The organism is Streptomyces sp. NBC_00466 (assembly GCF_041433995.1).
Classification (GTDB): domain Bacteria; phylum Actinomycetota; class Actinomycetes; order Streptomycetales; family Streptomycetaceae; genus Streptomyces.
The window spans coordinates 326,357-340,589 of sequence record NZ_CP107896.1 but is presented as its reverse complement, the minus strand read 5'-3'; the positions used below and the strand labels follow the sequence as shown (position 1 = coordinate 340,589).

The 14,233-nt window shown below is 71.5% G+C and carries 15 protein-coding genes; 12 read left to right on the top strand and 3 right to left on the bottom strand.

What is annotated here, in order from left to right:
* The first annotated feature begins 153 nt into the window (after positions 1 to 153).
* The 7 genes from OG210_RS01500 to OG210_RS01470 all read left to right on the top strand — a co-directional run bounded on the left by OG210_RS01500 (position 154) and on the right by OG210_RS01470 (position 7,338).
* On the top strand, positions 154 to 384 hold the full coding sequence (locus tag OG210_RS01500) for a hypothetical protein (RefSeq protein ID WP_328333199.1): 231 nt from the start codon (positions 154 to 156) through the stop codon (positions 382 to 384).
* Positions 377 to 1,144, top strand: a complete 768-nt coding sequence (locus tag OG210_RS01495) for an FAD:protein FMN transferase (protein WP_328333200.1) — start codon at positions 377 to 379, stop codon at positions 1,142 to 1,144. Before OG210_RS01500 ends, OG210_RS01495 begins: the two co-directional genes overlap by 8 nt.
* A gap of 138 nt (positions 1,145 to 1,282) precedes the next feature.
* Entirely contained in the window at positions 1,283 to 1,801 is a 519-nt protein-coding gene (locus OG210_RS01490) for a DUF2231 domain-containing protein (protein ID WP_328333202.1), read from the top strand.
* Positions 1,802 to 1,935: 134 nt separating this feature from the next.
* Entirely contained in the window at positions 1,936 to 3,351 is a 1,416-nt protein-coding gene (locus OG210_RS01485) for a DUF2252 domain-containing protein (RefSeq protein ID WP_328333204.1), read from the top strand.
* A gap of 82 nt (positions 3,352 to 3,433) precedes the next feature.
* Positions 3,434 to 4,456: a zinc-dependent alcohol dehydrogenase family protein gene (locus OG210_RS01480; RefSeq protein ID WP_371534851.1), complete on the top strand. Its 1,023-nt coding sequence runs from the start codon at positions 3,434 to 3,436 to the stop codon at positions 4,454 to 4,456.
* Between the two features lie 210 nt (positions 4,457 to 4,666).
* On the top strand, positions 4,667 to 6,469 hold the full coding sequence (locus OG210_RS01475; protein ID WP_371534850.1) for a gamma-glutamyltransferase family protein: 1,803 nt from the start codon (positions 4,667 to 4,669) through the stop codon (positions 6,467 to 6,469).
* 41 nt (positions 6,470 to 6,510) lie between these two features.
* Positions 6,511 to 7,338, top strand: a complete 828-nt coding sequence (locus OG210_RS01470) for an inositol monophosphatase (RefSeq protein WP_371534849.1) — start codon at positions 6,511 to 6,513, stop codon at positions 7,336 to 7,338.
* 53 nt (positions 7,339 to 7,391) lie between these two features.
* Here OG210_RS01470 and OG210_RS01465 read toward each other — a convergent pair whose 3' ends face one another.
* Entirely contained in the window at positions 7,392 to 7,952 is a 561-nt protein-coding gene (locus OG210_RS01465; RefSeq protein WP_371534848.1) for a flavin reductase family protein, read from the bottom strand.
* On the bottom strand, positions 7,949 to 8,440 hold the full coding sequence (locus tag OG210_RS01460) for an ester cyclase (RefSeq protein ID WP_371534847.1): 492 nt from the start codon (positions 8,438 to 8,440) through the stop codon (positions 7,949 to 7,951). The genes OG210_RS01465 and OG210_RS01460 overlap by 4 nt, the downstream gene beginning before the upstream one ends.
* A gap of 303 nt (positions 8,441 to 8,743) precedes the next feature.
* Between OG210_RS01460 and OG210_RS01455 the strand changes: the two genes are divergently transcribed.
* The 5 genes from OG210_RS01455 to OG210_RS01435 are packed head-to-tail and all read left to right on the top strand — an operon-like array spanning position 8,744 to position 13,322.
* Positions 8,744 to 9,922 (top strand): LLM class flavin-dependent oxidoreductase, encoded by a 1,179-nt coding sequence (locus OG210_RS01455; RefSeq protein ID WP_371534846.1) that lies wholly within the window; start codon positions 8,744 to 8,746, stop codon positions 9,920 to 9,922.
* A complete protein-coding gene (locus OG210_RS01450; protein WP_371534845.1) occupies positions 9,919 to 10,521 on the top strand; it encodes an amino acid synthesis family protein in 603 nt (200 codons plus the stop codon). Before OG210_RS01455 ends, OG210_RS01450 begins: the two co-directional genes overlap by 4 nt.
* Positions 10,518 to 11,069, top strand: coding sequence for an amino acid synthesis family protein (locus tag OG210_RS01445; protein WP_328333220.1), 552 nt, complete (start codon positions 10,518 to 10,520; stop codon positions 11,067 to 11,069). Before OG210_RS01450 ends, OG210_RS01445 begins: the two co-directional genes overlap by 4 nt.
* Positions 11,066 to 11,845, top strand: a complete 780-nt coding sequence (locus OG210_RS01440) for an alpha/beta fold hydrolase (protein ID WP_328333222.1) — start codon at positions 11,066 to 11,068, stop codon at positions 11,843 to 11,845. The genes OG210_RS01445 and OG210_RS01440 overlap by 4 nt, the downstream gene beginning before the upstream one ends.
* Positions 11,817 to 13,322: an aldehyde dehydrogenase gene (locus tag OG210_RS01435; RefSeq protein ID WP_328333224.1), complete on the top strand. Its 1,506-nt coding sequence runs from the start codon at positions 11,817 to 11,819 to the stop codon at positions 13,320 to 13,322. The genes OG210_RS01440 and OG210_RS01435 overlap by 29 nt, the downstream gene beginning before the upstream one ends.
* Before the next feature lie 14 nt (positions 13,323 to 13,336).
* Here the strand turns inward: OG210_RS01435 and OG210_RS01430 are convergent, their stop codons facing one another.
* Positions 13,337 to 14,095, bottom strand: a complete 759-nt coding sequence (locus OG210_RS01430) for a GntR family transcriptional regulator (RefSeq protein ID WP_328333226.1) — start codon at positions 14,093 to 14,095, stop codon at positions 13,337 to 13,339.
* Positions 14,096 to 14,233: the final 138 nt, after the last annotated feature.

Sequence of the window (14,233 nt, the reverse complement as noted above, 5' to 3'; positions counted from 1 at the left end):
CGTCTGCCGCGTCTCCGAGGTGCCGCGGAATCGGCTCTGAGGGCCGCCGCCGGGTGGAATTCAGAAGGTTCACAGAAGTTGAGCTGTGAGGCTGGCCATCCACGGCCGGAGCGAGCCCAGGCTGAGCGAGTCCCCCCTTTTTGGAGGTGCCCCATGACCAGCACATCCGTCCCGTCCGTCCCGCACACCCTCGCGGGCGCCTCGTCGGGTCCGTCCACGGGGACGGACCGGCAGATCGCCGCCCGCGCGCTGCCCAGACCCGCCCAGGAGGCGGCAGGCGTCCGGAACGCACACATCGACGCCGTCCCCGGCGCCGACCGCACCGGACAGGGCCAGGGCCACATCCGGTCCCTCCAGAGCGCTCCGGAGGATGCCCATGCCTGACACCGCACGCGGGCTGCGCCACGTCGAGCACGTGATGGGCACCGCCTTCTCCTTCGACATCCGGGACGAGCCCACCCCCGCCATCCACCGCGCTCTCGCCGAGGCCGTACGCCACCTCCACCGGGTCGACGCCATGTTCTCCACCTACCGGCCCGACAGCCACATCAGCCGTCTCGACCGCGGAGACATCCGGCTCGCCGACTGCCCGCCCGAAGTTCCAGAGGTCCTCTCCCTCTGCGCACAGGCCACCGGCGACAGCGACGGCTGGTTCAGCATCGTCCCCGCCGGTGTGCTCGACCCCTCGGGCCTCGTCAAGGGCTGGGCCACCGAAGCCGCCTCCGATCTCCTCCACGAAGCCGGCGCACGCAACACCTGCGTCAACGGCGGCGGCGACCTCCAACTCCGCGGCCAGGCGGCCCCCGACACCCCGTGGCGCATCGGCATCGCCCACCCCCTGCGCACCGGCGACCTCGCCACCGTCGTCACGGCCCACCACGAACTGGCCGTCGCCACCTCCGGCACCGCCGAACGCGGCGCGCACATCCTCGACCCGCACGACGGCACCCCTGTCACCACCTTCGCCTCCCTCACCGTCATCGGCCCGCACCTGACCACGACCGACACCTACGCCACCGCCGCCTTCGCGAGAGGAGAGGGCGCCCGGGACTGGCTGGAATCCCTGGAGGGCTACGAAGCCCTCGCGATCCTGCCCGACGGCCAGGAATGGCGGACCACGGGATTCAGCCGATACGGGTCATGAAGCAGGACACAGGCCCCTGACCGACCGTGGGGGAGCGGGGCCCGTCTCGGCCCACGCCTTCTCCCTCACACACCACACCGCACCGCCCTGACCCATACCTTGTCCAGCGTTCGACACCAGCTCTGAAGGAGCCCCTCCATGGGACCCGACCTGATCAACGGCATCCCCGCGCACGTCCTGTTCGTGCACGTTGTCGTGGTTCTGGTACCGCTGACCGCACTGGCGCTCATCCTGTGCGCCGTCTGGCCCTCGGTCATGCGCCGATTCGGTCTCGCCCTCCCGGTCCTGGCCCTGGTCACGCTGATCAGCGTGCCCCTGACGACGCAGGCCGGCGAGTGGCTGGAGCGCCATGTGGAGAGCGACGCACTGGTCCGCAAACACACCGAACTCGGAGACGGACTCCTGCCCTGGGTCGTCGCGCTGTTCCTGGTGGCCGCAGCGGTGTGGTGGTTCTACCGCCGCGCCTCCCACAGCTCGCCCGGCGCGGCTGGATCCACCAGCCTGACAGTGGCCACGCCGCTGCGTATCGCCGCTGCCGCGCTGTCCCTCGTCATAGGCGTGGGCGCGGCCGTGCAGGTCTACCGAATCGGCGACTCGGGTGCCAAAGCCGCCTGGCACGACGGCTACTCCGCCACCGCCCACTCCGATCACAGCTGACACCGACGATCGAGCAGGACGACCGCTGGGACGAGGCGGGGGAGCCACCCGGGATGCCGCGGGCTTCGGCAGGTGTGACGATCGGTACGGGAACCCGTTCAGGCACAGGCTGGGCGCCATGAGGAGGTTGTTCCATGGCCGCGTACACGGTGAGCACACCGGAGCAGCGGCTCTCCCCGCACGAAAGCGCCGTACTCGGCAAGTCGGCGCGGGCCCGCTCTCCCCGTTCGGGGCACGGTGATTTCGAGCCGTCCGAGCTGCGGACGAGCCCCGTGGACACCATCGAGAAGCAGTCGGCCACCCGGCTCCAGGAGCTGGTCCCGATCCGCTACGGACGGATGTCGGAGTCACCGTTCCGGTTCTACCGGGGCGCCGCCGCGATCATGGCCGGCGACCTGGCCACCACCCCGGATTCGGGCCTGCGCGTCCAGCTCTGCGGTGACGCGCACATGTTGAACTTCAGGCTGCTGGCCTCACCGGAACGCAACCTGTTGTTCGACATCAACGACTTCGACGAGACCCTGCCCGGGCCGTGGGAGTGGGACGTCAAGCGGCTGGCCGCCAGTCTGGCCATCGCGGGACGGGAGAACGGCTTCACCCGCGTCGAGCGCGCGACGATCGTTCGCTCCGCTGTGCGGTCCTACCGAGAGCGTATGCGCGGCTACGCCGGGATGCGCAACCTCGACGTGTGGTACGCGAAGGCCGATGCCAGGCAGCTGCGGGCGCTGGCATCCGAGCGGCTGCCGCGGCGGGAGAGCAAGCGGTTGTCCGCCGCCATGAGCAAGGCGCGCACGCGCGACAGTCTCCAGGCGTTCGAGAAGCTGACCGAGGTCGTCGACGGGGAGAGGCTCATCGCTTCCGCACCACCCACCGTCGTGCGGGCGGCCGATCTGCTGCCCGACCTCGAACGGGCCCAGCTGGAGGACATGTTCCGCGACCTCGTGTCGCGGTACGGGCGCAGCCTCCCCACCGACCGCGAGCACCTGCTGCGGCAGTTCACCATGGCCGACATGGCGCGCAAGGTGGTCGGCGTCGGCAGCGTCGGCACCCGCTGCTGGATCATCCTGTTGCTCGGCAGGGACGGAGATGATCCGCTGTTCCTCCAGGCCAAGGAGGCCGGGGAGTCGGTACTCGCCCCCTACGCCGGTGCGAGCGAGTACCCGACCCAGGGTCAACGGGTCGTCGCCGGTCAGCGGCTGATGCAGGCGGCCAGTGACATCTTCCTGGGCTGGGAACGCGTGCATGCGCCCGATGGCCGGGAACGGGACTTCTACGTCCGGCAGTTGCGCGACTGGAAGGCCATCGCGGAACCCGCGCGCCAAGTGCCGCACACCATGGAGGCGTTCGGTGAGGTCTGCGGCGGGACGCTCGCCCGGGCCCATGCGCGGTCCGGTGACCGGATCGCCATCGCCGCCTACCTCGGTCGCGGTGACGTCTTCGACCGGGCCGTGGCACGGTTCGCCGAGAGCTACGCGGACCAGAACGAACGCGACCACCAGGCGCTGCTCGACGCGGTCAAGGCCGGCCGGATCAGCGCCCGGGTGGCTTAGGTGTTCTGTCGGGGCCGCCAGTGAGACCGCCCAGGCCGGCCGCCACGTTGCGACAGGGAGCCACCGATCGCACGCTGGGGATATGTCAGTCGATACGGGCCTCGTGGCGCACGGGTGGGCGGTCCACCGCCCCGGGCCGATCGGGGACCACCCGCTGGAACGGACCGAGCGGCCGGTGTCGCCCGGCCCCGGCGAGATCCTGGTGAGGGTCGAGGCATGCGGGGTCTGCCGGACCGACCTGCACCTCGCCGAAGGCGACCTGGCCCCCAAGCGGCCGGACACCGTCCCGGGACACGAGATCGTCGGCCGGGTGCTGGCGGCCGGCCCCGGCGCCACCCGCTTCCCGCCCGGCCGTCGCGTGGGCGGGGCGTGGCTGCGGAGCACCTGCGGCGTATGCCGCTACTGCCGGGCGGGGCAGGAGAACCTGTGCCCGCACTCGCGGTACACGGGGTGGGACGCGGACGGCGGCTACGCCGACCTGACCGTACTGCCCGAACGCTTCGCGTACCCGCTTCCGGATGATGCCGACCCGGCACACCTCGCGCCCCTGCTGTGCGCCGGGATCATCGGCTACCGGGCCCTGCGGCGCAGCGCCCTGCCCTCCGGCGGACGCCTGGGCCTGTACGGGTTCGGCGCCTCGGCGCACCTCACGCTCCAGGTGGCAGTCGCCGAGGGCGCCACCGTGCATGTCCTGACCCGGTCGGAACGCGCACGGGAGCTCGCGCTGCGGCTCGGCGCGTCCTCGGCGGGTGGCTCCCGCGACGCACCGCCGGAACCGCTGGACTCCGCGATCCTCTTCGCGCCGGTGGGGGACCTGGTGCCGACCGTGCTGGAGGCGCTCGACCGGGGCGGCACCCTCGCCGTCGCCGGGATTCACCTGACCGACATCCCGCAGCTGAACTACGCGCGGCATCTGTTCCAGGAGCGCGGTCTGCGCAGCGTCACCTCCAACACCCGGGAGGACGGCACGAGTTTCCTGGAGCACGCCGAACGCCATGGGGTCCGTACCACGGTCACCCGCTACGCCCTCGCGGACGCCGGCCGGGCTCTCGCGGACCTGGCCGCCGACCGGGTCGACGGCGCGGCCGTCCTGCTGCCGGACTGAACGCACCCGCGCCGGGCCGGTGTCAGGGGGCGCACCTACTTCATGCCGTACTTCATGCACGCAGTGGGTAGCAGGGGGGACGGGCGATCGATAGCCTGCCCAAAGATCAGGTGAACGGGCCGGCGGGACCGAACTCCCCAGATTCTCCCCAGGCTCGTCGGTGAGCCGTGATCGGTTCGTTCACAGGCACAACTAGCAAGGGAACGCGCCATGTTCACCACTCGGCCGACTCTGCAGGGCACCTTCGGCATGGTGTCATCCACCCACTGGCTCGCCTCGCAGTCCGCGATGGCCGTTCTTGAGGACGGCGGGAACGCCTACGACGCCGCCGTCGCCGCCGGCTTCGTCCTGCATGTCGTCGAGCCGCACCTCAACGGGCCGGCCGGCGAGGTGCCCGCGATCATCGCCCCCGCCGACGGCGAGGTCCGGGTGCTCTGCGGGCAGGGTCCCGCCCCCGCGGGCGCGACCGTCGCGCACTACCGTTCGCTCGACCTCGATCTGGTCCCCGGCACCGGACCGCTGGCCGCCGCGGTGCCCGGAGCCTTCGACGCCTGGATGCTGCTGCTCCGCGACCACGGCACCAAGTCCCTCGCCGACGTCCTGAAGTACGCCATCGGTTACGCCGAGGACGGTCACGCGCCCGTCGAGCGCGTCGGCCAGACCGTCGAGAGCGTACGGGAACTCTTCGAGACCGAGTGGGAGTCCTCCGCCGATGTGTACCTCCCCGGCGGCAGGTCGCCCGCGCCCGGCGAGCTGTTCCGCAACCCCGCCCTCGCCGCGACCTGGCGGCGGCTGATCGACGAGGCCGCCGCGCGGGCGCAGGACCGGGCCGGCCGGATCGACGCCGCCCGCGCGGTCTGGCGCGAGGGCTTCATCGGCGAGGCGCTGGTACGCCAGTCGCAGCGCCCCACCAAGGACACCAGCGGCGCCCACCACACCGGCACCCTCACCGCGGCGGACCTGGCGGGCTGGTCGGCGTCCTACGAGGCGCCCGCGACGTACGACTGGAACGGCTGGACCCTCTGCAAGGCCGGCGGCTGGAGTCAGGGCCCCGCCTTCCTCCAGCAGCTCGCCCTGCTCCCGGACGAGCTTCCCCGGTACGGGTCCGCCGACTACGTCCACCTGCTCGTCGAGGGCTGCAAGCTGGCGATGGCCGACCGGGAGGCCTGGTACGGCGACGCCGGGGACGTACCGCTCGGCACGCTCCTCTCCGACAAGTACAACGCGGGGCGCCGCGCCCTGATCACCGGCGAGGCCTCGCACGAGCTGCGCCCCGGCAGCCCCGACGGCCGCAGGCCCCGGCTCAGCAGGCAGGCCACCGCCGTGGCGGCGGGCGAGCCCGGATTCGACGCCATGGGGATCTCCGCCGCGGGCGCGGGCGAGCCGACCGTCGCCAAGGACGGCGCCACCCGCGGCGACACCTGCCACCTCGACATCGTCGACCGCTGGGGGAACATGATCTCCGCGACCCCGAGCGGCGGCTGGCTCCAGTCCAACCCGGTGGTGCCCGAGCTGGGCTTCCCGCTCGGCAACCGGCTCCAGATGACCTGGCTGGACGAGGGGCTGCCGAACTCGCTCACCCCGGGCTGCCGTCCGCGCACCACCCTCACCCCCTCGCTCGCCCTGCGCGACGGTGTGCCGGTGCTCGCCTTCGGAACGCCGGGCGGCGACCAGCAGGACCAGTGGCAGCTGCACTTCTTCCTCGCGGTCGCGCTGACCGCTCCGGTCCGCGGCGGCCTGGACCTCCAGGGCGCGATCGATGCCCCGAACTGGCACAACGACTCCTTCCCCAGCTCCTTCTATCCGCGCGCGATGCGGCCCGGCAGCGTCACTGTCGAGTCGCGGATCGGGGAGGAGACCATCGCGGAGCTGCGCCGCCGCGGGCACGACGTCACCGTCGGCGAGGCATGGTCGGAGGGGAGGCTGTGCGCGGTCGCCCGCGACCCGCGGACCGGGGTGCTGAGCGCCGCCGCGAACCCGCGCGGCATGCAGGGTTACGCCGTCGGCCGCTGAACCGGTACGGGGCCTTCACCGGGGTGTGCTGAGATGGACGCATGACCGAACAGCTTCTGGCCAGGGATTTGACCGAGGTCGAGGCGGTGGTCCGCGAGGCGGCCGCCGCCGAGATCCTGCCGCGCTTCCGGCAGCTCGCCGCGCACGAGATCGCTGAGAAGAGCGGTCCGCACGACCTGGTGACGGTGGCCGACCGCGGCGCCGAGGAACACCTCACGGCCGCCCTCACCGCACTGCTGCCGGGCTCGGTGGTGGTCGGTGAGGAGGCCGTGGCGGCCGATCCGTCCTCGTACGAGGCGATACGCGGCGACGCGCCCGTCTGGATCGTCGACCCGGTCGACGGCACCCGCCAGTTCGTGCGCGGCGAACCGGGCTTCTGCACTCTGGTGGCGCTCGCCCACCACGGCGAACTCCTCGCCTCATGGACGTACGCCGCGGCGCTGGACGAGATGGCCGTGGCCCTACGGGGCGGTGGCGCCCGCCTCAACGGGAAACCCCTCCTGGCGGGCTCGCCGGTACCCGGCGCGGAACTCCAAGTTGCCACCTCCCACCCGGACTTCACCACCCCCGAACAGAAGAGCTCGCTGCTCGCCCTCCGTACCGAAGGCGTCCGCACCAGGCCGTGCGGCTCGGCGGGCCTGGAGTATCTGGCCATCGCCAGGGGCGCCCTCGACGCGACCGCGTTCAGCTGGGAACTTGCCTGGGACCACGCGGCAGGTCTGCTCCTCGTGGAGGAGGCCGGCGGCGCCCATCTGACGCTCACGGGCAAGCCGTTCCGTGTGACGGGCGGCAACGCGCTGCCGTTCACAGCCGCCCGCGACGCGGCCACGGCCCGCCGGGTGCGGCAGCTGCTGGCGGCGGGAGCCTGAGGCGCGGATCCGCCGCTGCTCCGGCCGCCCGCCGGCCTTGGCCGGAACTCCCGTCAGAGGGCGGCGGCATCCAGAGTTCCGCCGTCGTAGAAGCCGCCCGCGCTGTAGATCAGGGGCGGCCGTTCGGAGTGGGCGGCCTGGGTGACCCGTCCGATGAAGATGGTGTGCGTACTGGTCTGCAGGCGTTCCTGGATCCGCGCCTCCAGTACGGCCGCGCTGCTGTCGATCAGCGGCGAGCCGTGGGCCCCGGCGGTCCAGCGCAGTGTGGCGAACTTGTCGTCGCCCTTGCCCGCGAAGACCGTCGCCACGGGCAGCTGGTCGGACGCGAGGATGCTGATGCCCATGTGGTCCGCGCGGAAGAGCGGTTCATAGGTCGACGAGGTCCGCTGGACGCAGACCATGACCAGCGGCGGGTCCAGCGAGATGCTGGAGAAGGCGTTGACGGCAAGCCCGCGCGGCCGTTCGCCGTCCATCGTGGTCACGATGGTGACCCCGGTGATGAACTTGCGGTGGAGTCCCTTCACATCGGCAATATCGGGTATGTCAGGCATATCGCGGAGGTCGTCCACTTCGGTCGTGTCCGGGGCCGGCTGGTTCCTGGCGGTGGTGCTCATGACGCCACCGCCGATCGGGCGCTGCGCCCCCGGGCGTCGGCCGCTTCCTCCGCGGGGGCATCGGACCGGGCGCTGTCCAGCGGGATGACCCCCAGCGCGGTCAGCAGCTGACGGGGGTCCCAGGTGACCCACTCCTCGGCGACCATGCCGTCCTCGACGCGGGAGAACGTGGCGCCGGAGACCGTGACGGTCCGGCCGGTCGGCGGTACGTCCATCAGGCGGCCGGTGTGCGTGCCCCTGCTGACCCAGCGGGTCGCCACGCGGTCCCCCTCGACCACGCAGTCCTCGATCACCGTGACCAGGTCGGGGAAGCCCGCACGGCACGCGGTGATGTTGGCCTTGAGGTCCGCCGCGTCCTGCGCGGTGCGCCCGTGCCGCCGGTAGCCATCGGCCAGGACCGTGTCGAGTACGTCGACCTCGCCGCGCTGCCAGGCCGCGCCCCAGGCCGCGGCGATGCGTTCCCTGATGTCGGTGCTTCCGGTACTCATACGTCGTCCACCGTGTCCTTTCTGCGGGGAGCCGCGTCCGGGATGATCCGCCGGTTCCGCTCCGCCGTGCACTGCTCTTGTGTGGCAGGACGCTATGAACGCTCCTCTTGCATGTCAAGAGATCGCCCTGTTCTCGCTGTCCTCGCGGTCCCAACTCCGTTGTTCTGTACGGATATAGGGGCTATATCGCAGCCAAAAGGACCGTTCTGAAAAACGCCATTCCGAGTCTTGACGACTGAAAGAACAGACACCTACGGTCTGTTGTATGCCAGCAGCTGCTGGCCGGCACAGAGAGGCAGGTCCATGCGTTTCTCGATCTTTCACGCGCTCGGCGCTCCCGGGCAGCTCGGCGAGTACCACCGTCTGATGCGGGAGGCGCGCGAGTTCGCGGTCGCTGCGGAGGACGCGGGTTTCTGGTCGGTCTGGTACACCGAGCACCACTTCGGCCACGAGGGCCAGGAGCTGACGCCCAACCCCGTACTGATGGGTACGGACATCGCCGCGCGCACCGAGCGTATCCGCATCGGCCAGGCCGCCAATATCGTCACCTTCTGGCATCCGCTGCGCCTCGCCGAGGACCTGGCGCTGCTCGACCAGCTCTCCGGCGGGCGCGTCGAGGTCGGGGTGGGCCGCGGGCTCTACGGCCGTGAGGCGATGAACCTCAACCCGCAGGCGGACCCGCGCGACCAGGAGCAGAACCGCGCCCTGTTCGAAGAGACCCTGGAGATCCTGAAGAAGGCCTGGTCCGGCGAGTTCTTCGAACACCACGGCCGCTTCTACGACTTCCCCGCCCCCGGCCTGAAGTGGAGCCACCCGCTCTCTCCGGCCACCGAGGACTTCACCACCGACGGCGAGATAACCAAGCTGGCCGTCACCCCTGCCCCGTACCAGCGCCCGCACCCGCCGATGTGGCAGGTCGTGGACTCGCCCCGGTCCATCGAGTCCTGTGCCAGGAACGGGATCCAGGGCATCCTCTGGCTGCCGCCGGTCTCGGCGCTCAAGGGACGGTTCGACCTGTACCGGCGGGCCGCCACCGAGGCGACCGGCCGTGAGCACGCCCTCGGTGAGGGGCTCGCCCTGGTCCGCGACGTCTATGTCGCCGACACGATGGAGCAGGCCAGGGAGGAGTTCCAGGAGGCGCTCCTGCAGACCTACCGGTGGGTCACGCACTGGCGGGGGCTGTCCAACCTCATGGAGGAGGGCGAGGAGCTGACCGACGAGCACGAGCTGAGCTTCGACTTCCTCCAGGACCGCAACCTGCTGGTGGGCACCCCCGACTACGTGGCCGGGAAGATCAGCGAACTCCAGGACGAGATCAGTCTGGAGCATCTGATGCTGTGGACCACCCACCCCGGACTGCCGCACAAGAACGCCATGCGCAGCCTGGAGCTCTTCTCCGAGCAGGTGATGCCCCGCTTCAGCTCAGAGATCAGCACCTCAGCGATCAGCACCTCCGGGACCAGCGGCGCGGGCCGCTCGTGACCGTCATCCGGCGCATCGTCTCCTCCTGCGAGGACTTCGTCAGCGAACTGGGCGAGCCCGTCGCCACGACCGTCCGGCGCGGCTCCGTCGCGGTGGTCGTACGCAACCCCTGGGCCGGCCGCGGCACCGTGCCCGACCTGTCGGCCGAGGCGCGGGAACTCGCACCCGTCCTGGCCCGGGAGATCACCGGCCGGCTGACCGCCATGCTCGGCGGCGCGGACGCCATCGAGTCCTTCGGCAAGGCCGCCGTCGTCGGCCTGGACGGCGAGAGCGAGCACGGCGGGGCCCTCATCCACACCCCGTACTTCGGCAATGTCGTCCGCGAGATCCTCGAAGGCACCTCGATCATCGCTTTCAGCGAGGAGCAGGCCCCGGCGGGGACCACGGTCACGGTCCCCATCTGGCACAAGACCGCCGCTGCGACCCGCTCGCACTACGCCGCCACCCGGATCAGGATCCCCGACGGCCCCCGCGCGGACGAACTGGTGATCGTCGCCGCCGCGGCCACCGGGCCGCGCCCCAACGCCCGGATCGGGGACCGGCGCACCGACCCCGTGGTGACCCTGGAGACCCTGGCAACCCCCGAGAGGACCCCATGAACATCCGTAAGATCGTCACCCTCGTGGACGAGATCCACACCGAGGGCGGCGTCCCCGTCGAACCGGCCGCCCGTACCGCTGTGGTCGCCGCCGTCATCGACAACCCCTGGGCGGGCCAGGGCTTCGTCCAGGACCTCGGCCCCGGTATCGAGGCGACCGCTTCCGAACTGGGCGCGCTGCTCGCGCCGTTGGTCGTCGAAGCACTCGGGGAGACCGTCGAGGCCTACGGAAAGGCGGCCATCGTCGGCCTGGACGGCGAGACCGAACACGGCTCGGCCCTGATCCACACCCTGAAGTTCGGCAACCACTTCCGGGACGCGACCGCCGCCACCACCCTGCTCCCCGCGGTCGAGAAGCGCGCCGGGGCGGGCGCGGTCTTCGACATCCCGCTGAAGCACATCACCGACGCCACCATCCGCTCGCACCACCAGACCACCGAGGTCCGTATCCCCGACGCCCCGCGCGCCGGTGAGATCGTGGTCGCGCTGGCCGCCGCCGCCCAGGGCCGTCCGCAGGCCCGCCTCGCGCCCCTGGCGACCGAGCAGTGATCGGCTACGAGGACCACGGCAGCGGCACGGACCTCGTCCTGCTGCACGGGGTCGGCCTCGACCGGCACATGTGGGACCGCTGCCTTCCGGCGCTCGCGGCCCGGCACCGTACGCGGGCCGTCGATCTGCGCGGCCACGCCGGTTCACCGCCGGCCGCGCCCGGTATCACCCTGGACGACCTCGCCACCGACGTCCTGGACACCCTCGAAGGCCCCGCCCACCTGGTGGGATTCTCGCTCGGCGCCCTGGTGGCGACCCGGGCCGCCCTGCTGCGGCCGACCGCCGTCGCGTCCCTGACCCTGGTCTCATCGGTGGCCCGGCGTACCCCCGAGGAGAGCCGGGACGTGGCCGGCCGGCTCGAACGCGCCCGGGAGGACTTCCCGGGCTCGGTGGACGCGGCGATCGACCGCTGGTTCACCCGGGAGTGGCAGGCAGCCGAGCCCGGCCTGGTCGAAGAGGTCAGGGCGACCCTGCTCGGTCAGAACCACGTCTCGTACCTGGCCTGCTACGAGGTCTTCACCCGGGCCGACGCCGAGCTGTGGCCCCAGCTGCCCTCGCTCACGGTGCCGACGCTCGCCGTCACCGGCGGCGCCGACCCCGGCTCGACCGAGGCGATGACCCGGGCGCTGGCCGGTGCCGTACCCGGTGCGCGGGCCGCGGTCATTCCCGGCGCCCGGCATCTGCTCGCGCTGGAAGCGCCGGGCCGGCTCACCGACGAGATCATCCGACACACCACGGAGGTGGACCGTGACCGCACAGCGGCTCCCGCGGCATGACCACTACATCCACGGCGCCTGGGTGCAGCCCGCGAGCGGCGCCTATCTGCCCAGCGTCAACCCGACGACCGCGAAGCCCTGGTACGAGACGGCGCGCGGCGACGCCACCGACGCCGACCGCGCCGTGCGGGCCGCGCGCGCCGCGTTCGATGACCCGAGCTGGCGCGATCTGACGCCTACCCGGCGCGGCGCGCTGCTGCGGCGGCTCGCCGAACTCATCGGCGAGCACGGCGAGGAACTGGCCCGTACCGAGACGCTGGACAACGGCAAACTGCTCAGCGAGATGCGTGCCCAGCTGGCCAGCCTGCCGGAGTACGTCCACTACTACGCGGGCCTGGCCGACAAGGTGCACGGCAGCACCATCCCGGCCTCCCGCAAGGAGATCCTCAACTACACGGTGCGCGAACCGCTGGGTGTGGTCGTGGCCATCACCCCGTGGAACTCGCCGCTGCTGCTGACCATCACCAAGCTGGCGCCCGCGCTGGCCGCAGGGAACACGGTCGTCGTCAAACCGTCCGAGCACACCTCGGCCTCGCTGCTCCAGCTCGCTCCGCTGCTCGAGAAGGCCGGCTTCCCGCCGGGTGTCGTCAACGTCGTCACCGGTTACGGGGACGAGGTCGGCACGCCGCTGGTGGAGCACCCGCTGGTCGCCAAGGTGACGTTCACCGGCAGCACCGGCACCGGGTCGCGGATCGCGGCGAGTTGCGGCTCCCGGTTCGTCCGCACCACGCTGGAGCTGGGCGGCAAGTCGCCCAACATCGTCTTCGGCGACGCGGATGTGGTGAACGCGTCGGTCGGCATCGTCGCCGGAGTGTTCGCCGCCGCCGGGCAGACCTGTGTGGCGGGCAGCCGGGTCTACGCCCAACAGGACGTCTACGACGAGGTGGTGGAGCGGGTGGCGGCGCGGGCCGACGCCATCCGGCTCGGCGACCCGCTGGACCCGGCGACCCAGCTCGGGCCGCTGGCGATCGAGAGCCAGCGCGACAAGGTGGAGGAGTACGTCGCCGTGGGCCGGGCGGAGGGCGCGGTGACCGTCGCGGGCGGCAGCCGGCCCGAACCCGGCGGGCTCGGCGGGCTCGACGGGTTCTTCTACCGTCCCACCGCCTTCGTCGAGGCCGACAACAGCATGCGGCTCTGCCGGGAGGAGATCTTCGGTCCGGTCGTGGCGATCATGCCCTTCGGGACCGAGGAAGAACTGGTGGCGCTCGCCAACGACACCGACTACGGGCTCGCCGCCGGGCTGTGGACCCGCGACCTGGCCCGCGCGCACCGCGTCGCGTCCCGGCTCGACGCCGGCACGGTCTGGGTCAACACCTACCGCTCGATGTCCCCGATGTCGCCGCGCTCCGGCTTCAAGTCCAGCGGGATGGGCGTGGAGCACGGCACGGAGGTGATGGGCGAGTACACCCGGCTCAAGAGCGTCTGGATCAACACCGGTGAGGGCCCCGCCGACGACCCGTTCGTCCTGAAGTCCTGAAGCCCGGATGACGCTCAGCCGGGCTCCCCGTCGGCTCCGCCGTCCGCGGCGGGAGCGGCCCGGTCGAGACCGTCCATCAGCGCCCGGTGGCTCGCCCGCACGTGCTCGCGCATCACCCGTTCCGCGCCGTCCCCGTCCTTGGCCCGGATCAGTTCGAGCACATGGTGGTGTTCGGAGTCGGACCTGGTGGGGCGGCCCGGCTGCGCCAGCGAGGTGTGCACCAGGCGCGGGTAGGCGAGCTGGTTCATGAGGGTGCGGTAGTGGTCGGCGAGCTTCGCGTTGTCCGCGCCGCGCATCACCAAGTCGTGGAACTCGTGGACCAGTTCGGCGTAGCCCTCCTGGTCCGCACTGCGCACCGCGGCATCGGCGGTGGACAGATTGGCCTCCAGCGCGTCCAGTTCGGGGACCCGGCCGCGCTGCGCGAGCAGGCGCGCGGCGGCGCCTTCGAGCAGTTCCTTCATCTGGAACAGCTCGGTGATCTCCCGCCGCGAGGGCGCGGCGACGAAGGTCCCCACCCGGGGCCGGATGTCGACGAGCCCCTCGGTCTGCAGCTGCTTCAGAGCCTCGCGCACCGGGGTGCGGCTGACGCCGAACGCCTCCGCCAGCACGATCTCCGACAGGCTGGTCCCGGGGGCGAGTTCGCCGGAGATGATGCGGCCGCGCAACTCGACGATCACCCGGCTCTGGATGCTCATACCGCTCAGCCGCTGCTTGCGTACAGCGGGATTGCGGTCGGCAGCGAGTGCACCCTCGCTCGAAGAAGTATCTTGCATGGCACGAACCTAGGGTGCTCTCTGTTGCAGCGTCAAGACGATATCGCGCCGCTGTTGCACCCTCGCACACCCCTCTGGCTGCCTGCGTAAGGCCGTTGAGCGGGTGTGGCCGGCCCGTGCCGGAACCCTTGACAAGCA